Origin of the sequence: Plantibacter sp. lyk4-40-MEA-4, from assembly GCF_030209415.1 — a bacterium.
Lineage (GTDB): Bacteria > Actinomycetota > Actinomycetes > Actinomycetales > Microbacteriaceae > Plantibacter > Plantibacter flavus_A.
The window spans coordinates 509,810-529,833 of the sequence record NZ_JARVSA010000005.1 but is presented as its reverse complement, the minus strand read 5'-3'; the positions used below and the strand labels follow the sequence as shown (position 1 = coordinate 529,833).

Genomic DNA, 20,024 nt, shown 5'->3' with positions numbered 1-20,024 from the left:
CTCAGCTGTTGTAGTCGGCGTTGTAGCGGTCGAGCACGTCGTCGATCGGCGCGTCGAGCACGAGCGCCCCCTTGTCGAGGTAGAGCCCCCTCGTGCAGAACCGTCGGAGGTCCTTCTCGTTGTGCGAGACGAAGAACAGGGTGCGCCCGCCATCGAGGAGTTCCTCGATGCGCCGGTAGCACTTCTCGCGGAACGCGCGGTCGCCGACGGCGAGGACCTCGTCGACGAGGATGATCGGCTCCTCGAGCTGCGCGATCACCGCGAAGGCGATGCGGACCTTCATGCCGCTCGAGAGATGCTTGTACGGGGTGTCCACGAAGTCGGCGATCTCGGCGAAGGCGATGATGTCGTCGAACCGTCCGTCGATCTCGCGCCGGGACATGCCGTGGAGGCCGGCCGTCAGGTACACGTTGTCGCGGACCGTCAGGTCGTTGACGAAGCCGCCGGTGATCTCGATGAGCGGCGCGACACCCTCGTGCACGCCGATGGTGCCCTCATCGGGCAGGACGACGCCCGCGACGAGCTTGAGCAGCGTCGACTTGCCCTGACCGTTCCGTCCGACGACGCCGATGGCCTCGCCGGGGGCGACATCGAAGGAGACGTGGCGCAGGGGCCAGAACTCACCCGGCTTCGAGCGTCGGTCGCGACCGGCGAAGAGGTCCTTGAAACTCCGCCGACCGCCACGGTTGCGCCGGAACCGGATCCCTGCGTCGGCCACCGAGATCGCCGGCCGAGCGGCGGTTGCGTTGCCTGTGGGCATCAGATCTCCTTCAGCACGGAGCGCTCGCAGCGCTTGAAGACGAGGAGACCGACCGCGAGGATGACCGTGGACATGGCGGCGGACACACCCACGAGGTGCCAGTTGAGTTCCTGTGGGAAGAACGCGGAACGGTACAGCGCGAAGATCCCGCTGAGCGGGTTGAACGCCGCGAAGGGCTCGATCCTGTCGGGCAGCGCCGTCGTGCTGTAGATGATCGGCGTCGCGTAGAACATGAACCGCAGGACGAGCTTGACGGCGCGCTCGAGATCGCGGAAGAACACGACGAGTGGAGCGACGATCAGGCAGAGCCCGATGGTCAGGACGGCTTGGATGACGATGGCGAGCGGGAACAGCACGATGTCGAGGTTGACCTGCGCGCCGCTGAAGATCGCGAACGCCGCGAGGACCGGGAGCGCAGCGAGGAACTCGATGCCCTTCGACAGCACGATCCGGTTCACCCAGATGGTCCGGGGGATCGTCGTCGAACGCACGAGTTTCGCCTCGCGCAGGAAGGCGCGGGTGCTGTCGGACACCGATCCGGTGAACCACATCCACGGCAGCAGTGCCGCGAGGAGGAACACGATGTAGGGTTCCTCGCCGACGTCGCGCCGGAACACCTGCGTGAAGACGAACCAGTAGATCCCACTCATGACGAGGGGGTCGAGGATGGACCACACGTAGCCGAGCGCGCTCGTCGAGTAGCGCACGCGCAGGTCTCGGACCGTCAGGATCCAGAGCGCGTGGCGGTACCTCGCCGATCGCGACATCCTTGGCCGCGTCTCAGCTGAAGAACTCACGTGACCAACCTTATCGAGGTGACGCAGGAACGCCGCCCGCGACGCTCAGCGTCGGGACGGCGTTCGTGTGCGATGTGGACGGGGACCTCAGACGAAGAGGTTCGCGCGCTCGAGGTCCTCGGCGAAGTCGACCTCGACCGCGTAGAGGTCGGAGATGTCGACCGGCTCGACGAGCATGCCCTCGCGCTCGATGGCGAGCTCGATGCCGCGCTCGAAGTAGTCCTGGTCGCCGACCTTGGTCAGGTAGCGGTGGAGCATCGTCTTGTCCTGCGACGAGATGTAGTTGATGCCCACGGCCTCGCCCAGCCCGCCGACGACGGTCTTCGAGAGCTCCTTGATGTAGCCCTCGGCGCTCGTCGTGTACTTGACCTCCTCGTCGGACACCTTGGAGGTGTTGACGGTCACGAACGAACGGTCTTTGGCGATCATCGCGGCAGCGCGGTCGAGGACGGCGGGGTCGAAGACGACGTCGCCGTTCATCCAGAGCACGCCGCCGGCCTGAGACGCCGCGAGGGCGCGCATGAGGCTCTTCGAGGTGTTGGTCTGGTCGTACTGCTCGTTGTAGACGAAGGAGGCGTCGGGGAACGCTTCGATGATGTGCTCGAGCTTGTAGCCGACGACGATCGTCACCTTGGCGCTCGCTCCGAACGCGTGGTGGATGTTGTCGAACTGCTGCTGCATGATGGTGCGGCCGTCGCTGAGCTCGGTCAGGGGCTTGGGAAGCGAGCGGCCGAGACGGCTGCCCATCCCCGCGGCAAGGATCACTACCTGGGTGGTCACGTTGTTCTCCTCAGTGTGGGTATGGAATCACGCGGTGCCACGATGCTGTGGACGATTCACCGAGGATTAACCAAGACGTGCATTGAAAGACACTCCGTTATGCCAAAATACAGGCTAGCCGCGGTGAACTCCGTCTGTCAGGGGTTCCCAGGGTCCGTTGTCGTTTTGTGATCGACCGCCCGGCGTTTACACAGCTTGGGGGAGATGTGTCAACCGTTCATCCTGAGACTCCGCTGTCCGCTGCGGCCGCCGCTGTTGGTAGGTTTGCTTGGTGACTTCCACGACTCCGCCAGATCCCGCTCAGCAGCCGGCGCCTGCCGACGGCACGCCGACGAGTCCGGGCACGCCGAACACCGCCGACGCCACCGGCGCTCCTGCGCCGTCGACCGCTTCCGACGATCAGGCCGCTGCGGCGCCGACGGCACCGAAGCGCGCACCCCGCTCGACGACGCCTCGGGCTGCCGGAACGGCGAAGGCCCCGGCGAAGCGGCCGAGCACGCCCCGCACCCGCACCACGTCGGCGAGCGAGACCTCGGGGGAGCCCGGGGACGCCACGAAGCCGGCACCCAAGACGACCACGGCACGCTCGACGACCGCTCGGACCTCGACGGCGAAGACCACGGCCACCAAGTCGACGACGGCGCGCACCACCGCCGCGAAGCGCACGCCCGCGAAGTCGGCTGCTGCAGCTGCCGATGCTCCGGAGGCCACTGCGTCGGCCGAGACGAGCACCACCCCGAAGACGCCCCGGTCGACGACCGCGCGCTCCGCCGCCGCGAAGCCGGCGACCAAGGCCGCCGGCGCCAAGACGACCACCGCCCGCACCTCGACGACGAAGTCCACGACGGCCCGGACGCCGGCCAAGCGCACGCCGGCGCGCACCAGCGTCGCGAAGCAGCCCGAACAGACGGCCGCCGCAGCCGCCGGCGTGCTCGACGAGGTCAGCGCACCGGGATCGGTCGAACGGCCGACGACGTCGACGCCCTCCGAGCAGCCTTCCCCTGAGGTCGTCGACCGGATCACCGTCGAGGAGCCTCGGGCCGACGCCACGCAGACCGAGACCCCGGCGACCGCGTCATCCATCGCCGAGGAGGCTGTGGACGACACGGCCCGGCAGGCGACGCCGGCACCGTCGGGGTCCGTATCGGTGGCGCCTCCGCGGGAGGAGGCCGTCACTCCGGCTGCAGCACCGAAGCGTCCTGCCGGCCGTCCCGCGCCGACACCGTCGTCCGCCGCCACCTCGTCACCCGCCGCGACGCCGCAGCGCAGCGAGGCCGACGGCGATGGCGCCCATCCCGTCGTCCTGTCGATCTCGGGACTCGTCAAGCAGTTCGGCGACACGGTCGCGGTGGACGGCGTCGACCTCGAGGTCCGACGTGGCTCGTTCTACGGCATCGTCGGGCCGAACGGCGCCGGCAAGACGACCACCCTGTCCATGGTCACGGGTCTCCTCCGTCCCGACGCAGGGTCCATCACGGTCCAGGGCGTCGACGTCTGGCAGGATCCCGCCGAAGCCAAGCGGGCGATCGGCGTGCTGCCCGACCGGCTGCGGCTCTTCGACCGCCTGACCGGCAGCCAGCTCTTGTACTACTCCGGCGTCCTGCGGGGGCTCGACCCCGCGACCGTCAAGTCACGGACCACCGATCTGGCTCGTGCCTTCGGTCTCGACGACGCGCTCGGCCGTCTCGTCTCCGACTACTCGGCGGGCATGACGAAGAAGATCGCGTTGGCGGCCGCACTCATCCATTCGCCGCGTGTCCTCATCCTCGACGAGCCGTTCGAATCGGTCGATCCGGTCTCCGCGGCGAACGTCATCGAGATCCTCCAGCGGTACGTCGCCAACGGCGGGACCGTCGTGCTCTCGAGCCACGGCATGGACTTCATCCAGCGCGTGTGCGATCACGTGGCCATCATCGTGCAGGGCAAGGTGCTGGCCGCCGGGTCCGTCGACGAGGTGCGCGGAACGGGCACGCTCGAGGAGCGGTTCGTCGAGCTCGCCGGGGGCCGCAAGTCGGCAGAGGGAATGGAATGGTTGCACAGCTTCTCCGACTGAAACTGCAGCTGACGCTCAACGCGTTCCGCCGCAGCCCCTGGCGACTGGTCGGGCTCGTCCTCGCGATCGCGGTCGGCGTGTGGATCGTCGTGCTCGCGAGCACCGGTCTCGTCGCACTGCGCGGTGGTGATCCGGAGGTCACCCGCAACCTGCTCGTGCTGGCCGGGTCGGCCGTCGTGCTGGGGTTCATCATCCTGCCGCTCGTCTTCGGTGTCGACGATCAGCTGGATCCTCGGGCGTTCTCCCTCTTCGGGCTGCCCAACCGCACGCTGTCCGCCGGCTTGCTCGTGGCGGCGCTCGTGTCGGTCCCGTCGCTCGTCCTCGCCGTCCTCGCGGCCTCCTCGGTGGTCACCTGGTCGCGGTCACCGTTGCCCGCCGTCCTCGCCGTGGTCTCCGCCGTCCTCGGCGTGCTGCTCTGCGCGCTCCTGGCCCGCATCGCCACCTCGATCTCCGCGAGCCTCCTCGCGACGCGCCGCGCCAAGGAGGTCATGGGTGTCCTCGGGTTGGTGCTCATCATCGCTGTGGCCCCGGCGATCATCGCCCTCACAACCGTGGACTGGCAGCGCGACGGATTCGCCGTCCTCGGACGGGTCGCGGACATCCTCAGCTGGACCCCGCTCGGTGCCGTGTGGTCGTTCCCCGGCGACGCAGCACTCGGTGGCATCGCGCCGGCGATCGTCAAGCTGCTGCTCACCGCGGCGACCATCGCCCTGCTCTGGTTCGCCTGGCAGGCGTTCGTCGCGCGACTGCTCGTGGCGCCGGAGCGCCTCGGCACTGGCCGCGACAGCACCGGCCTGGGCTGGTTCGACCTGCTCCCCGGTTCCCCGTCCGGAGCCATCGCCGCTCGGAGCATGACCTACTGGCTGCGCGACCCACGGTACCTCGTCTCCCTCGTGATCATCCCGATCGCGCCCTTCATCTTCTTCGTGCCCATGCTCGTCGCCGGCATCCCGATGAACGTCCTCGCACTCGTCCCGCTCCCGGTCGTCTGCTGGTTCCTCGGCTGGCTCCTGCACAACGACCTCGCCTTCGATTCGACCGCGGTCTGGTTGCACGTCGCCTCGGGGGTCCGCGGACGATCGGATCGGATCGGCCGACTCTTCCCCGTGCTCCTCATCGGCATCCCGCTCATCGCGGTCGGGTCGACGCTGAGCATCCTGTTCTACGGCGACTGGGACGCGCTGCCGTCGATGATCGGGGTGAGCACGTGCCTGCTGTTCAGCGGTGCGGGTATCGCGAGCTTCGTGTCCGCACGGTTCCCGTACCCGACGTCGCTTCCCGGTGACAGCCCGTTCCAGCAGCCGCAGGTTCCGGGCAGCAGCGGTCTGTCCGCGCAGTTCCTGAGCCTGCTCGGCACCGTGCTGCTCACAGTTCCCGCCGGCTGGCTGGCGGTGCTCGGGCTCACCGGCGAGCCGAACTGGAACTTCGGGGCACTCGCGGTCGGTGCGGGTACGGGCATCCTGGTCCTCGCGATCGGGATCTTCGCCGGCGGTCGCGTCTTCGACCGCCGCAGCCCTGAGATCGTCGGCTTCGCCAGCTCGCACTGACCCGACGTCGGCGACCGGATCGGTCCGCAGGAGACCAGGGTGCCGTCCGGCGGTACCATGGAGCCATGGCGCAGCATGACAGCACGAAGCAGCAGATGAGCACGATCGATCCCGGTGGCACGCCCGACGGTGGGAGCACGGCGATCATGGATCGTGAGCTCGAGGAGCTGATCGAGAGCGAGAACATCGAGCCCGGTGATCACGAGCGCTTCTCGCACTACGTCAAGAAGGAGAAGATCCTCGAGTCGGCGTTGAGCGGCAAGCCGGTGAAGGCGCTCTGCGGCAAGAAGTGGACGCCGGGTCGTGACCCCGAGAAGTTCCCGATCTGCCCGGCCTGCAAGGAGATCTACGAGAAGCTCCTCCGCGACTGACGCTGGAGCGCACCGCGGCCGACGCTGAGACGCCTCGCCTCGGTCAGCCTTCGAGGTAGACGGTCGGGAGCACGGGGTCGCCACGGGTGAGGCTGACGGCCCGGGGCGGCAGTTCCGCCACCGCCTGTGCCCGGTGCTCCCTGGCCTGACGCGTGCCTGCAGCACCGAGGTACCGCTCGTCCACGAGTCCGCCTTCGACGAGCTGGACCATCAAGGGGCGTTCCGAGGCGGCGTCGGCCGCACCCTCGTGTTCGCCGGCCGGACCGTCGCCGAGGTAGATGCGCTCCTCGCGGGCGACCCCGTGCCGGTCGTAGGCCCGCGCAGCCGTCTTACGGCCGCCGACGGTCGCCTTCTCGGCCGACTTCTTCGCGACACTGATCCAGTCGCCCTGGTCGTCGCGGTGCGCCACGAGCTTGTAGACCATGCCCATGGCGGGGGAGCCGGAGCCGGTGACCACGGAGGTGCCGACGCCGTAGGAATCGACCCGGGACGCGGCCAGGGCGGCGACGGCGTGCTCGTCGAGGTCGTTGGTGACGGTGATGCGGGTCGACGTGGCGCCGAGCTCGTCGAGGAGGCGGCGGACCTGGTCGACGACGATCGGCAGATCGCCGGAGTCGATGCGCACGGCTCCCAGCTCCGGACCCGCGAGGCGGACGCCGAGTCGCACGGCCTCCTCGATGTCGTAGGTGTCGACGAGCAGCGTGGTCCCGGCGCCCATCGTGTCGATCTGGGCTCGGAAGGCGTCCTCCTCGGAGTCGTGCAGGAGGGTGAAGGAGTGTGCGGCCGTCCCCATCGTGGGGATGCCCCAGCTGCGTCCGGCCTCGAGGTTCGAGGTGGCGCTGAAGCCGGCGATGTACGCCGCCCGGGCTGCGGCGATGGCCGACCGCTCGCCCGTCCGACGGGAGCCCATCTCGGCCAGGGGGCGGCTGCCAGCCGCAGAGGTCATGCGGGCGGCAGCCGTGGCGACGGCGCTGTCGTAGTTGAACACGCTGAGCGCCAGGGTCTCGAGGATGACGGCCTCGGCGAACGTGCCCTCGACGACCAGGATCGGCGAACCGGGGAAGAAGACCTCGCCCTCGCGGTAGCCCCAGATCGATCCCGAGAAACGGTAGTCGGCGAGCCAGTCGAGCGCCGTCGTGCTGACGACGCCCTCCTCGCGCAGCCACTCGAGTTCCGATTCACCGAAGCGGAAGTGCTTGAGCAGTTCGAGGAAGCGGCCCGTGCCGGCCACCACGCCGTAGCGGCGGCCGCCGGAGAGGCGTCTGGCGAAGAGCTCGAACAGGCACTCCCGATCCGCGGTACCGCGGTGGAGGGCGGCGTCCAGCATCGTGAGTTCGTATCGGTCGGTGAGGAGAGCTGAGGACTCGTGCACCCGTTCAGCCTAGCCGCGAGCGTGCTCGGAACGTGGTGATCGGTCGGTCCGCCACGTCCATCGGCAGGGGCGGTAGGCTGGGTCATCGTGAACGACGCACCCATCGGCATCTTCGACTCCGGCGTCGGCGGACTCACGGTGGCGAGAGCGGTCAGCGATCAGCTCCCCGCCGAGTCCGTGATCTACATCGGCGACACGGCCCACTCGCCCTACGGTCCGAAGCCCATCGCCGACGTGCGGCGCTACTCGCTCGAGGTCCTCGACTCGCTCGTCGACCAGGGCGTGAAGATGCTGGTGATCGCCTGCAACACCGCATCGGCTGCGATGCTCCGCGATGCCCGCGAGCGCTACTCGGTCCCGGTGGTCGAGGTGATCCAGCCCGCTGTGCGGACCGCGGTCCGGAGCACGAGGAACGGGCGCATCGGCGTCATCGGGACCGAGGGGACGATCAACTCGCGGGCCTATCAGGACCTGTTCGAGGTCAATCCCGAGCTGACGGTGTTCGGCCAGGCCTGCCCCCGGTTCGTCGAGTTCGTGGAGGCCGGCGTCACGACCGGCCCCGACCTCCTCGAGGCGGCGGAGGAGTACCTGGCCCCGCTCCGGCACGCCGGCGTCGACACCGTCGTCCTCGGGTGCACCCACTACCCCTTCCTCAAGGGCGCGATCAGCTACGTGATGGGTCCGCAGGTGTCGCTCGTCTCGAGCGACACCGAGACCGCGAACGACGTCTACCGCGTACTCGTCACCCGCGACCTGTTGCGCGACAGCAGCGAACCCGCCACCCACCGGTACGAGGCGACCGGGAGCAGCGCCGACGACTTCATCGCCCTCGCCAACCGTCTGATGGGTCGGGAGATCTCCACCGTCTCGCTCGTCCAGACCGGCGTGATCGACCTTCCATCCCACCAGTTCGAGGAGCACATCCATGAGTGACATCGCGCGCGCCGACGGCCGCACCAACGACCAGCTGCGTCCCATCACGATCGAGCGCGGCTGGAGCGAGCAGGCCGAGGGGTCGGCACTCATCAGCTTCGGCCGGACGAAGGTCCTCTGCACGGCCTCGTTCACCAACGGCGTGCCGCGCTGGCTGAACGGCAAGGGTCGCGGCTGGGTCACCGCGGAGTACGCGATGCTGCCCCGTTCCACCAACGAGCGGATGGACCGTGAAGCGGTCAAGGGCAAGATCGGCGGTCGTACCCACGAGATCTCGCGACTCATCGGTCGGAGCCTCCGCGCCGTGATCGACACCAAGGCCCTCGGCGAGAACACGATCGTCATCGACTGCGACGTCCTGCAGGCGGACGGTGGCACCCGCACCGCGGCGATCACCGGCGCCTACGTCGCCCTCGCCGATGCGATCGAGTGGGCGCGCGGCAAGAAGTTCATCTCGCAGAAGGCGTCGCCCCTCACCGACAGCGTCTCGGCCGTCTCGGTCGGCATCATCGACGGCGTGCCCATGCTCGACCTCGCCTACGTCGAGGACGTGCGCGCCGAGACCGACATGAACGTCGTCGTCACCGGCGGCGGATCGTTCGTCGAGGTGCAGGGGACGGCCGAGGGTGCGCCGTTCGACCGTCGCGAGCTCGACTCCCTGCTCGACCTCGCCGTCGGTGGCGCGGCGTCGCTCAAGGCCATCCAGTTCGAGGCCCTCGGACGCTGATGGGCGTCGAGATCGTCCTCGCGACGCACAACCAGCACAAGGTTGAGGAGTTCCAGCGGCTCGTCAGCCGCGACGTCCCCGGGATCACGGTCCTCGCCTACGACGGTCCGGAGCCTGTCGAGGACGGCACGACCTTCAGCGAGAACGCGTTGATCAAGGCGCGGGTCGCCGCCGCCCACACCGGCTCCATCGCCCTCGCCGACGATTCCGGCATCGGCGTCGAGATCCTGGGTGGATCGCCGGGTATCTTCTCGGCGCGCTGGGCCGGCTCGCAGCACGACTCGACCGCGAACCTCGCCCTCCTCCTCGATCAGCTGCGGGACGTGCACGAGGAGCATCGTGCCGCCTGGTTCGCCTGCCACCTCGCCCTCGTGGTGCCGCCGGGGATCGACGGGACGGCCCCGTTCGAGCACGTCGCCGTCGGCACGTGGCGTGGAGCCCTCGCGACGGAGCCGAGCGGGACGAACGGCTTCGGCTACGACCCGGCGTTCATCCCGGACGGTGAGCGACGGACGGCGGCGGAACTGTCACCGGCTGAGAAGAACGAGCTGAGCCACCGCGCACTCGCCTTCCGGGCGCTCGTCCCGGTGCTGCAGCGGCTCGTGCCCGAGGGGCCGGCGTCGACCGCCAGCTGAGCATGATACTCAGGACCATTCCTATCTCGGCATGAACCCTTCCGCGGGCGCTGGGAAGCTCCTACGGTTGTTGCATCATGGGTCACGATCACGCACACGCTGGCACCGCCAACCGCAGGAGACTCGCGGTGGCGATCGCCATCATCGCGACCGTCCTCGTGGTCGAACTCGTCGGCGCCTGGGTGAGTGGCTCGCTGTCCCTGCTCGCCGACGCCGGGCACATGCTGTCCGACCTCACCGGGCTGATCATCGCGCTCGTCGCCACGATCGTCGCCGCCCGACCGGCCACCGACCGGCAGACCTTCGGGTATCAGCGCGCGGAGGTGTTCGGCGCGCTCATCAACGCGCTCATCCTGATCGCCGTCGCGGTGTCGGTCCTCATCGAGGGGGTGTCCCGCCTCGTCGACTCGGCGGACGCGGAGGTCAAGAGCCTTCCGATGTTGATCGTCGCCGTCATCGGTCTCGTCGCGAACCTCGCCGCCCTCCAGGTGCTGCGCGGCGGCCGTGACACGTCGATCAACATGCGAGGCGCGTACCTCGAGGTCCTCGGCGACCTCCTCGGTTCGATCGCCGTGATCATCGCCGCGGTCGTCATCATGCTGACGGGCTTCGCGCAGGCCGATGCCATCGCGTCGCTCGCGATCGCCGCGATGATCGTGCCGCGGGCGTGGTCGTTGCTCCGCGACGTCGTCCACGTCCTCAGCGAGTCCGCACCGTCCGACACGGACGTGCAGGAGATCCGGGACCACCTGCTCGGCACCGACGGGGTCGTCGCCGTCCACGACGTCCACGTCTGGCAGATCACGTCCGGCCAGCCGGTCTTCTCGGCCCACGTTGTCGCCCGGCAGGAGGTGTTCGCCGACGGTGGCACGGGGGAGCTGCTCGACCGTCTCGGTTCGTGCCTCCACGACCACTTCGACGTCGAGCACTCGACGTTCCAGCTGGAGCCCGAGGAACACGCCTCCCACGAGGAGTCGCACCACCGCTGACGCGCGGGGCGGGCCCGGTTGTGGCGACCGCTCGCGCGAGCGGCGCCACCGGCGATCAGACCGTTTCGTTCCCGCGGTCGCGCTTGAAGACGTCCTGGTCGGCGAGCTTCGAAGCCGCGGCCCGACGCTCCTCCTCGGTGATGGTGCCCTGCAGCGCCTTCGCCTTCCGGCTCGACTGGATGTAGTGCCAGGTGGTCGGGATGAGGGTGAGGACGACGGCTCCGATGAGGATGACGTCGATGTAGTTCTGCACGAAGGTGGCGACCGGGGGGATGTATCCGAGCAGGTAGCCGAAGAAGGTGAGCCCTGCGCCCCAGATGAGCGCGCCGATGAGGTTGTAGAGCGAGTACTTCTTGTAGTTCATGTGGCCGATGCCGGCAGCGACCGGGGCGAAGGTCCGGACGATCGGGACGAAGCGCGCCAGGATGACCGCGAGGGCACCGAAGCGCTCGAAGAAGGCGTTCGTCCGCTCGACGTTCTTGATGCTGAAGAGACCGGACTCCTTGCGTTCGAACACCTTCGGCCCGAGTTTGTGCCCGATGAGGTACCCGACCTCGCCGCCGAGGAACGCCGAGAACCCGATCGCGAGGCAGACCCACCAGATGTCGATCTCGATGACGCGGGCGGAGCCGAACGCGAGGAGACCGGTGATGACGAGCAGGGTGTCGCCGGGGAGCAGGAATCCGACGAGGAGGCCGGTTTCGGCGAACACGATCGCGCAGACCACGACGAGGGCCCAGGGACCGACGGCGGTGATGATGCCCTCCGGGTCGAGCCAGGGGATGAGGGCGGTGTGGACCATGCGGAGCTCCTGCTGTCGGGGGAGGGATGGAACGGCGTACGACGATGTCGCGTGCGGGAGAAGGGACTTGAACCCTCACGCTCGAAAGCACAGGAACCTAAATCCTGCGTGTCTGCCAATTCCACCACTCCCGCGGCCCGCTCAGTCTACGGGAGCGAGGTCGGGAACGTCCTGAGCTTCGGGGAGGAGCCACGGACAGCGGAGCCCGGGTCGGCCCGTGTATGCTCGGCTCCATGCGAACGACGTGTGCAACGAGCTGGTGGCCCGCCTCCTAGGCGGACCGCTCACGTGCACACACGACGACTCGACCGCCTGACAGGGCGGTCGTTCTCGTTCGGAGGCCCTGTCGGATCGGTCCCAGCCTGAGGACACCACCATGACCACCCTGCTCCACCGCGTGCTGCACGCCGGCCCCGATTTCCCGTTCGCGGTGCTCCGCCGACACGGCAGCGACACCGTCGACCTCTACACGGGTGAGGTCGTCGACGTCGAGTCGCTCGCCGACATCCCGCTCGGAGCCACCGGCGACGACCACCAGCCCGAGGTCCTCACGCTCGTGCCCTATCGCCAGGTACGCGAGCGCGGTTTCGCGGCGATGGACGACGGCGCCCCGCTGCGCTGCCTCGTGGTGAGCGAGCGTGAGACGGTGACGCTCGACGACATGCTCGAGCGACTCCCCGCCGACGCGGTCCCGCTGGTCGACGGCGGGTTCGACGTCTCCGACGAGGACTACGCGTCGATCGTGCGCCGCGTCATCGAGGACGAGATCGGACGCGGCGAGGGCGCCAACTTCGTCATCCGGCGCGAGTTCACCGCGACGACCGAGGTGCCGGCCGAGCGCGCGGTCCTCGCCTGGTTGCGGGCACTCCTGTCGGGGGAGACCGGCGCCTACTGGACGTTCGCCGTGCACACCCCCGGCGTCTCGATGGCCGGTGCGACGCCCGAGCGCCACGTCGCGGTCGCCCGCGATGCTTCGACCGGTGAACGCACCGTCACCATGAACCCCATCAGCGGCACCTTCCGCCACCCGCGCTCCGGCGCGACGGGCGACGACTTCCGCGCGTTCCTCGGCGACGTCAAGGAGACCGAGGAACTCTTCATGGTCGTCGACGAGGAGATGAAGATGATGAGCCGGGTGTGCGCCTCCGGTGGACGCATCCTCGGCCCCTACGTCAAGCAGATGTCGCGCCTCACCCACACCGAGTACCTGCTCGCCGGGACGAGCGAGCTCGACGTCCGCGAGGTCCTGCGGTTGACGATGTTCGCACCGACGGTCACCGGCTCGCCCATGCAGAACGCGTGCTCGGTCATCGCCCGCCACGAGCGGAACGCGCGCGGCTACTACTCCGGCGTGCTCGCGCTGTTCACCCCGGTGGGCGACGGCGACTACGAACTCGACGCACCGATCCTCATCCGCACCGCCTACGTCGACGACGCCGGCCTCGTCCGCGTGCCCGCCGGTGCGACGCTCGTCCGTCATTCGGATCCCGAGTCGGAGGTGGCCGAGACGGCGGCGAAGGCGGCCGGCGTGTTGACCGCTCTGGGCGTCATGGCGCCCGCCGAGCTCGGCCCGACCGTCGACCTCGCGGCGGAGCCGGGCGTACAGGACGCGCTCCGAGCGCGGAACGAGCGGTTGGCGTCCTTCTGGTTGCAGCCGCAGCACCCGGCGCCCGTCGGTTCACTGTCGGGCCGTACCGCGGTCATCGTCGACGCCGAGGACGAGTTCACCGCGATGCTCGCCCACCAGCTGCGCCACTTCGGGATGACCGTCAGCGTGGAGCACTGGTCGGCGGTGACCGACGCACTCGTGGACGTCGACCTCCTCGTCGCCGGCCCGGGTCCGGGCGACCCGCTCGACCTCGCCGACCCGCGGGTCCGCCGGATGCACGAGATCGTGTCGGCGCGCCTCGCCGCCGGAGCGCCACTGCTCGCCGTCTGCCTGAGCCATCAGGTGCTGGCGATCCAGCTCGGGCTGCCGATCGAACGCCTCGACGCGCCCCGTCAGGGGCTGCAGCTCGACCTGGACCTCTTCGGCGAGCAGTCGTTGATCGGGTTCTACAACACCTTTACCGCACGGCTGGCGGGTGAGGCTCCGGTCGGTGGGGTCGAGATCGCCGCCGATGCGGCGTCGGGCGACGTGTTCGCGATGCGCGGTCGCGGGTTCGCGTCGGTCCAGGGGCACCTCGAGTCGGTGCTGTCGCGCGACGGGCTCCGCACCCTCGGGTCGCTCGCGGGCCATGCGCTCGCGGGTGTCGCATCCGGGCGATCGACTGCCGCCGTCGGCTCCTGAGCGTCATGCGCCGCCTGGACGGTCGGTGATGCCGACCGCCCAGGCGAGGTGCCGGGCTGGGCAGCCGGTCAGGCGTCCGCCTGGTCCAGCGTCGTGAACGGCGTGACGTCGGCCAGCTGCGGTCCGAGGCCGATGTCGATGAGGCGGACGTCGCCGGCGTAGGCCGAGCCGGGTGGGATGAGCAGCCCGGCCTTCACCGCGCCGAAGGTGACCGTGACCTCCGCCGGCAGGACGGCACCCTCGGGGACGCTTCCCTCGTCGGGATCGATGCCGCTCGGGACGTCCACGGCGACGACGGTCGGCCCGCCCGCGCTCTGCACGACCGGTAGGACCGCCTCGACGATCGCCTTCGGCGCACCGCGCAGGGTGGGGTTCCGGCTTGCGCCGATGCCGAAGACGGCATCGACGACGAGCGCGGCGCCCTTGGCCTCGTCGGCGGTGTCGTCCGGCTCGGCGGGGGAGTTCATGAGGAAGCGGACGCCGGCCTCGACGGCGGCGGCGTAACCCGCCTCATGGGCGTGGTCACCGGTCCTGGCCACGACGAGGTCGAGTGGGATGTCGTCCGGACCGGTCGTGCCGGCGAGTTCCGCCGCTGCGAAGAGGGCGTCACCGCCGTTGTCGCCTGATCCGACGAGCAGCAGGATCTTCCAGAGGTCGGGTGCTTCGCCCTCGAGGCCCTCCGCGCGGTCGGCGAGGACCGCCCGCAGTTCTTCGGCGAGTCCGTGGGCGGCTCGCGGCATGAGCGGTTCCCCGGCTTTCAGGAGTGGTGCCTCTGCGGCTCGGACCTGGTCTGCGGTGTAGCCGTTGATCATGGCGCCCACTCTTCCGGCTCGCGTCGACCGCCGCAAGCGGTTGCGATCGGGGACCGGCACCGGAACAGCCGGCGGATCGACCGGTTCAGGCGAGTTCGAGTCGGATGTCCGGGTGGCCGGCGAAGACCTCGAGGAGCAGGTCGAAGTAGGTCTTGCCGCGGCCGGCGTCGAGGTCGTCGAGCTGCGTGGTGATCCGCGCCGTGTCGAACGGCGCGCCCCGCTCGAGCTTCTCCTGCAGCCACGCGCGGGTGGCCGTGACGCCGAGGGCGGTGCGACTCGCGTCGTGGTCAGTCCAGACGAAGTGCACGTCCTCGAGATCGCGGAGCGCACCGATTCCGCCATAGAGGACGTCGTCGAGGGCGTCGAGGCTCGGGCCGAGATCCCAGTCCTCGTCCTGCATCACGAGCTCGTTCATCACCGCGTAGAACGAGGCGATGTCGTGGATGCGGGAGCCGTCGATGCGGAAGGTGGTCGGCACGGTTCCCGAGCCTAGTGACCACTCAGTCACGGGTCGAGCAGGTGGTGCTGTGGATAACTTCTGCGGGGTGTGGCCGGTGTTCGTCAGGATGGCCGCATGGGGACAGCGGCGGAGATCATCACGGCGCGCGTGCGCGACCGGGTGCGCGAGGAGTTCGGGGAGCCGGGTCGGCGTGGGGGAGCCGGGCGGATCGCTCGCGAGGAGGTGCGTCGCTACAACGAGCGGGCGTTGAACGACACGATGCCGCTGATCGACGATGAGCACGGGATGACGAGCGAGGTGCTCGCCGCGGTGACGGGGTTCGGTGCGATCCAGCCGTTGCTGGACGATCCGGGTGTCGAGGAGATCTGGATCAACGAGCCGACGAAGGTGTTCGTCGCCCGTGGTGGGATGTCGGAGCTCACGGACGTGGTCCTCGGCGAAGGTGACGTCCGCGACCTCGTGGAGCGGATGCTGCGCGCCACCGGTCGACGGGTCGACCTCGCGAACCCGTTCGTCGACGCCTCGCTTCCGGACGGCTCGCGGCTGCACGTCGTCATCCCCGACGTCACGCGACGGCACATGTCCATCAACATCCGCAAGTTCTCCGCGCGGATCCGCGACCTCGGTCAGCTCGTGGCCGCCGGGTCGATCAGCTACCAGGCCGCCGAGTTCCTCCGCGCCAGCATGACCGCGGGGGCGAACCTGCTCGTGTCCGGCGCGACCCAGGCCGGTAAGACCACGATGCTCGGCGCCCTCATCGCGGCGCTGGACCCAGCCCTCCGCATCGTCACCGTCGAGGAGACCTTCGAGCTCGCGCCGGGCAACCGCGACGTCGTCGCGATGCAGTGCCGGCAGGCCAGTCTCGAGGGCACGGGAGAGATCACGCTGCGTCGGCTCATCAAGGAAGCGCTCCGGATGCGGCCGGACCGCATCGTCGTCGGCGAGGTCCGGGAGGCGGAGAGCCTCGACCTCCTGATCGCCCTCAACAGCGGACTGCCCGGGCTCTGCAGTATCCACGCGAACTCCGCGCGCGACGCGATCGGCAAACTCTGCACGCTGCCACTGCTCGCGGGTCGGAACATCGACTCGGGGTTCGTACGCCCGGCCGTCGCGTCCTGTGTCGACCTCGTCGTGCACTGCGAGCTCGACCGGTCCGGACGCCGACGGGTGGCGGAGATCATCGCGGTCGGCGGGAGCGGGGAGTCCCACACGATCGAGGCTTCCACCCTCTTCGAGCAGCGCGACGGAGAGCTCCGCGCGACCGGTCGCTTCCCGCTGAACGACGCGAAGTACCGGGCGGCCGGGATCTCGCTCGCCTCGATCCTCGCCGTCGGCGAGCGATGAGTCTCGTCGTCGGAGCGGTCCTCGCCGCAGGGCTCCTCCTCACCGTCGCCCCCTGGTGGTGGCCGGACCCTGAGCCACTGCGCGACACCCTGGAGCGATGGCGGCCGGTCGCTGCGCTCCGCGAACTCCTGATCCTGGCCGGTCTGCCCGGTCGGTACTGGGCGGCCGCCATCGTGGTCTCCGTCCTCGCCGGTCTCGTCTCCGGCGCGGTGGTCCAGGCGCTCTGCCGGGTCCTGCCGTTGAGCGCCGTCGTCGCCGTCGCAGGACTCGTCGCCCCGGTGATCATGCTCCGAGCCCGCGCCACCTCTCGACGTCGCCTGCAGCGGGGACTGTGGCCGGATGTCGTGGACCACCTGTTGTCCGCGATCCGGTCAGGGCTCTCGCTCCCGGATGCGGTGGCCGCGCTCGACACCGTCGGACCCGCACCGCTCCGCCCGGCGTTCGCCGCGTTCAGTGCCGACTACCGGGCTGCCGGCCGCTTCGCCGACGGCATCGACGACCTGAAGACCGCGCTCGCCGACCCTGTCGCGGACCGCATCCTCGAGACGGTGCGCATGGCCCGCGACGTCGGAGGCACGGAACTGCCGGCGGTGCTCCGAGCGCTGTCCGCGGGGCTGCGCGAGGAGTCGGCCATCCGAGCCGAGGCTGAGGCGCGACAGTCCTGGGTGGTGAACGCCGCGAAGCTGGGCGTCGCAGCACCCTGGGCGATCCTCCTGCTCCTGTCGTCCCGGCCGGAGGCGTCCGCCGCCTACAACTCCCGGGAAGGAGCGGTCCTGATCATCGCCGGCGTCGTGGTCTCCGCCCTCGCCTACCAGGCGATGCTCCGCGTCGGACGCCTCCAGCCCGAACGACGGTGGTTCCGGTGAGTGCCGACGGAGCGTGGGCGCTCAGCCTCGGAGCCGTGCTCGGGGTCGGCCTCTGGGCGCTCGCGATGCTCCTGCCGGCACTCGGACGACCGCGGCTCGCGGACCGCATCGCCCCCTACGTCGCCGACCTCTCCAGCGACGCCCGGTCACAAGCCGCGCGCCGCTCGACCGACCCGCTACCGGTCCTCGGGACCCTGCTGGTGCCGGTCCTCCGCGCCCTTCGATGGTCGCTCGGCCTGGTCGGCGCCGATCAGGAACTCGTCATCCGTCGATTGGGTCAAGCCGGCGGACCGACGCTCGAGCGGTACCGACTACTGCAAGTCCTGTGGGGGCTCGGCGGCTTCGCGGTCGCCGCGGCGCTCGCCGTGTTCTCCTTCAGCAACGGACGACTGGCGCTCCCGTTCGCAGCACCGCTCCCCGCGGTCGGGGCGGTGGCCGGAATCGTCCTCCGCGACCAGCTGCTGGCACTCGCCGCCAGTCGCCGCCTCGCCCGGATCGAGGAGGAGCTGCCGACGGTGCTCGAGTTCCTCAGTCTGAGTCTCGCGGCGGGCGAGGCGATCACGGACGCCATGGACCGCGTGGCGCGCATCGGGTCCAGCGGGGAGCTCGGCAGGGAGTTCCGCCGGGTGATGGCGGACGTCTCCACCGGTATCCCGTTCGCCACCGCTCTCCGGCAGTTCGAGGCACGACTCGCGATGCCGATGCTGTCGCGATGCGTCGACCAGATCCTGGGCGCGCTCGAACGAGGCACACCGGTCGCAGCCGTGCTCCTCGACCACGCACACGACGGACGCGACATCGCCAAACGCCGTCTCCTCGAATCCGCCGGGAAGAAAGAGGTCGCGATGCTCGTGCCCCTCGTCTTCCTCATCCTGCCCCTGTCCATCATCATCGCCGTCTTCCCCGGAGTGTTCGTGCTCCGGACCGGCTTCTGACGAAAGGTTCCACATGTCCTCCCCCTCCTTCCTCGACCGCACGCTTCGCCGGAGTCGCGCCCTCCTCGCCGAGGAGCGCGGCGACGTCCCCGGCTGGGTCCTCATCACGCTCATGACGGCCGGGCTCGTCCTCCTCATCTGGGGTGTCGCGGGCCCGGCACTCACGCAGGTGTTCGAACAGGCCATCGACCGTGTCTCCGGCATCTGAGCCCGAGATCGGCGGATGGCAGCGGCGGCTCGTGCGCGGCGAGGACGGATCAGCCGTCGCCGAGTTCGTGTTCGTCGGAGCGATCCTCACCGTCCTGATGATGTCCGTGGTCCAGCTCGCGCTCGCCCTCCACGTCCGGAACACGCTCATCGACGCGGTGGCGGAGGGTGCTCGGTTCGGCGCACTGGCCGACACCGAGCTGCTCGATGGTGCCGACCGAGCACGACAGCTCATCGCCGTCGCCGTGGGGGAGGGCTACACCGGTGATGTCAGCACCACACTGGCCGAACAGCGCGGAGTCGGCATCGTCACCGTGACCGTCCGCGCACCGCTTCCGGTCGTGGGCTTGATCGGACTGCCCGGCGTCCTGGAGGTGGAGGGTCATGCGGTCCTCGAGACACTCGAATGATGAGCTGCGCCACCGACCGACCACACTGGACGACGACGGATCGGCCTCCCTCGAGTTCATCACCGTCGGTCTGGTCCTCCTCGTGCCGATCGTCTATCTCATCGTCGCGCTCGCCGAAGTGCAGGCGGCGGTGCTCGCGGCCGGCGGGGCCGCGGCGCAGGCGGCGAAACTCTACGCGCGGGCCGACGACGACGCCACGGGTCGCGACCGCGTCGAGGACTCGCTCGCACTCGCACTGGACGACTTCGGGCTCGACCGGTCCCAGTCGTCCGTCACCCTCGACTGCGCACCAGCCGGTCTCCCCTGCGGGCAGCGCGGCGGTGCCGTCACGGTCACCGTCGACATCCTCGTGGTCCTGCCGCTGATGCCCGAGATCGTCGGCGTCCAGGCCGCGGTCCCCGTGACCGGCGCCGCCACGGCACCGATCTCCCGGTTCGACGACCGGTTCAGCGAGGCGGAATGAGGGTGCCGGGCAGACGACGACATCTGGACGTCGGCGAGGAGGACGGGTCCACCATGCTCCTGACGATCGGATTCGCCGTCGTGGCGCTCGCCGTGGTCCTCGTCGGGAGCGCCGCCACCTCCCTGTACGTGGAGCACAAGCGGCTCCTCGACCTCGCCGACCGCCTGGCCGCGACCGCCGCGGAGTCCTTCTCCATCGACGACGTCGCCATCCAGCCCGACGGGACCTTCCGACCCGTCCTCGATGACGACTCGGTCCGTTCGAGTGCACGCGCCGATCTCATCACCGGCGGTGCGGGTGCGCTCACCGGCGTCGAGATCGTCGCAGCGCGGACGCCGGACGGCCGGAGCGCGGAGGTCTCGCTGGCGTCGGATTGGCGGCCACCGATGCTGACGCTGTTCGTCCCGCAGGGCCTCCGGATCGAGGCGACCGCGAGTGCTCGCAGTGTCTTCTGGTGACGGCGGACGGACC

General features: G+C 69.5%; 22 protein-coding genes and 1 tRNA gene. 15 read left to right on the top strand and 8 right to left on the bottom strand.

From position 1 onward, the window contains the following. Nucleotide 1 precedes the first annotated feature (1 nt). From QRN44_RS12450 to QRN44_RS12440, 3 genes are all read right to left on the bottom strand, one after another. On the bottom strand, nt 2-760 hold the full coding sequence (locus QRN44_RS12450; protein ID WP_064296198.1) for an ABC transporter ATP-binding protein: 759 nt from the start codon (nt 758-760) through the stop codon (nt 2-4). Beyond that, nucleotides 760-1,527 (bottom strand): ABC transporter permease, encoded by a 768-nt coding sequence (locus QRN44_RS12445; RefSeq protein WP_064296199.1) that lies wholly within the window; start codon nt 1,525-1,527, stop codon nt 760-762. Before QRN44_RS12445 ends, QRN44_RS12450 begins: the two co-directional genes overlap by 1 nt. A 117-nt stretch (nt 1,528-1,644) precedes the next feature. After that, nucleotides 1,645-2,337 (bottom strand): phosphocholine cytidylyltransferase family protein, encoded by a 693-nt coding sequence (locus QRN44_RS12440; protein ID WP_064296200.1) that lies wholly within the window; start codon nt 2,335-2,337, stop codon nt 1,645-1,647. Nucleotides 2,338-2,608: 271 nt separating this feature from the next. Between QRN44_RS12440 and QRN44_RS18615 the strand changes: the two genes are divergently transcribed. The 3 genes from QRN44_RS18615 (at nt 2,609) to QRN44_RS12425 (ending at nt 6,308) form a co-directional block, all read left to right on the top strand. Next, nucleotides 2,609-4,390 carry an ABC transporter ATP-binding protein gene (locus tag QRN44_RS18615; protein ID WP_350310098.1) on the top strand — a complete coding sequence of 594 codons (1,782 nt, stop codon included), beginning with the start codon at nt 2,609-2,611 and terminating at the stop codon, nt 4,388-4,390. Beyond that, on the top strand, nt 4,366-5,937 hold the full coding sequence (locus tag QRN44_RS12430) for a hypothetical protein (RefSeq protein WP_285039265.1): 1,572 nt from the start codon (nt 4,366-4,368) through the stop codon (nt 5,935-5,937). Before QRN44_RS18615 ends, QRN44_RS12430 begins: the two co-directional genes overlap by 25 nt. Before the next feature lie 95 nt (nt 5,938-6,032). Further along, nucleotides 6,033-6,308: a DUF3039 domain-containing protein gene (locus tag QRN44_RS12425; RefSeq protein ID WP_064296346.1), complete on the top strand. Its 276-nt coding sequence runs from the start codon at nt 6,033-6,035 to the stop codon at nt 6,306-6,308. Between the two features lie 43 nt (nt 6,309-6,351). On the opposite strand, the gene QRN44_RS12420 is transcribed toward QRN44_RS12425, so the two are convergent. After that, nucleotides 6,352-7,680, bottom strand: a complete 1,329-nt coding sequence (locus tag QRN44_RS12420) for a nicotinate phosphoribosyltransferase (protein WP_285039264.1) — start codon at nt 7,678-7,680, stop codon at nt 6,352-6,354. Between the two features lie 87 nt (nt 7,681-7,767). Between QRN44_RS12420 and murI the strand changes: the two genes are divergently transcribed. The 4 genes from murI to QRN44_RS12400 all read left to right on the top strand — a co-directional run bounded on the left by murI (nt 7,768) and on the right by QRN44_RS12400 (nt 10,964). Next, a complete protein-coding gene (murI, locus tag QRN44_RS12415; RefSeq protein ID WP_071260977.1) occupies nt 7,768-8,613 on the top strand; it encodes a glutamate racemase in 846 nt (281 codons plus the stop codon). Beyond that, on the top strand, nt 8,606-9,340 hold the full coding sequence (gene rph / locus QRN44_RS12410) for a ribonuclease PH (RefSeq protein WP_064296204.1): 735 nt from the start codon (nt 8,606-8,608) through the stop codon (nt 9,338-9,340). Before murI ends, rph begins: the two co-directional genes overlap by 8 nt. Next, on the top strand, nt 9,340-9,975 hold the full coding sequence (rdgB, locus tag QRN44_RS12405; protein ID WP_071260975.1) for an RdgB/HAM1 family non-canonical purine NTP pyrophosphatase: 636 nt from the start codon (nt 9,340-9,342) through the stop codon (nt 9,973-9,975). The genes rph and rdgB overlap by 1 nt, the downstream gene beginning before the upstream one ends. Before the next feature lie 77 nt (nt 9,976-10,052). Then, a complete protein-coding gene (locus tag QRN44_RS12400; protein WP_285039263.1) occupies nt 10,053-10,964 on the top strand; it encodes a cation diffusion facilitator family transporter in 912 nt (303 codons plus the stop codon). A gap of 55 nt (nt 10,965-11,019) precedes the next feature. Here the strand turns inward: QRN44_RS12400 and QRN44_RS12395 are convergent, their stop codons facing one another. Then, on the bottom strand, nt 11,020-11,766 hold the full coding sequence (locus tag QRN44_RS12395; protein WP_175116089.1) for a DedA family protein: 747 nt from the start codon (nt 11,764-11,766) through the stop codon (nt 11,020-11,022). Nucleotides 11,767-11,818: 52 nt separating this feature from the next. Then, nucleotides 11,819-11,900, bottom strand: a tRNA-Leu gene (locus tag QRN44_RS12390). Nucleotides 11,901-12,142: 242 nt separating this feature from the next. Here QRN44_RS12390 and QRN44_RS12385 point away from each other — a divergent pair. Next, nucleotides 12,143-14,056 carry an anthranilate synthase family protein gene (locus QRN44_RS12385; protein WP_285039262.1) on the top strand — a complete coding sequence of 638 codons (1,914 nt, stop codon included), beginning with the start codon at nt 12,143-12,145 and terminating at the stop codon, nt 14,054-14,056. Between the two features lie 68 nt (nt 14,057-14,124). Here the strand turns inward: QRN44_RS12385 and QRN44_RS12380 are convergent, their stop codons facing one another. Next, nucleotides 14,125-14,868: an NAD(P)H-hydrate epimerase gene (locus QRN44_RS12380; protein WP_285039261.1), complete on the bottom strand. Its 744-nt coding sequence runs from the start codon at nt 14,866-14,868 to the stop codon at nt 14,125-14,127. Between the two features lie 85 nt (nt 14,869-14,953). Next, complete coding sequence (locus QRN44_RS12375) at nt 14,954-15,346, bottom strand: barstar family protein (protein ID WP_175116086.1); 393 nt, start codon at nt 15,344-15,346, stop codon at nt 14,954-14,956. Between the two features lie 96 nt (nt 15,347-15,442). Between QRN44_RS12375 and QRN44_RS12370 the strand changes: the two genes are divergently transcribed. From QRN44_RS12370 to QRN44_RS12340, 7 genes are read left to right on the top strand one after another with little or no spacing between them, the layout of a single operon-like run. Next, a complete protein-coding gene (locus QRN44_RS12370; RefSeq protein WP_285039260.1) occupies nt 15,443-16,672 on the top strand; it encodes a TadA family conjugal transfer-associated ATPase in 1,230 nt (409 codons plus the stop codon). Continuing rightward, a complete protein-coding gene (locus tag QRN44_RS12365) occupies nt 16,669-17,538 on the top strand; it encodes a type II secretion system F family protein (RefSeq protein WP_285039258.1) in 870 nt (289 codons plus the stop codon). Before QRN44_RS12370 ends, QRN44_RS12365 begins: the two co-directional genes overlap by 4 nt. Beyond that, the gene (locus tag QRN44_RS12360) at nt 17,535-18,473 is read left to right on the top strand and encodes a type II secretion system F family protein (protein ID WP_175116083.1); all 939 of its coding nucleotides are present in this window, start codon (nt 17,535-17,537) and stop codon (nt 18,471-18,473) included. Before QRN44_RS12365 ends, QRN44_RS12360 begins: the two co-directional genes overlap by 4 nt. Nucleotides 18,474-18,486: 13 nt before the next feature. Beyond that, the gene (locus tag QRN44_RS12355) at nt 18,487-18,681 is read left to right on the top strand and encodes a hypothetical protein (protein ID WP_175116082.1); all 195 of its coding nucleotides are present in this window, start codon (nt 18,487-18,489) and stop codon (nt 18,679-18,681) included. Next, nucleotides 18,665-19,090 (top strand): TadE/TadG family type IV pilus assembly protein, encoded by a 426-nt coding sequence (locus tag QRN44_RS12350; RefSeq protein ID WP_285039257.1) that lies wholly within the window; start codon nt 18,665-18,667, stop codon nt 19,088-19,090. Before QRN44_RS12355 ends, QRN44_RS12350 begins: the two co-directional genes overlap by 17 nt. Beyond that, nucleotides 19,065-19,553, top strand: a complete 489-nt coding sequence (locus QRN44_RS12345) for a TadE family protein (RefSeq protein ID WP_285039256.1) — start codon at nt 19,065-19,067, stop codon at nt 19,551-19,553. Before QRN44_RS12350 ends, QRN44_RS12345 begins: the two co-directional genes overlap by 26 nt. A 2-nt stretch (nt 19,554-19,555) precedes the next feature. Then, entirely contained in the window at nt 19,556-20,011 is a 456-nt protein-coding gene (locus QRN44_RS12340) for a hypothetical protein (protein WP_285039255.1), read from the top strand. The last annotated feature ends 13 nt before the right edge of the window (nt 20,012-20,024 follow it).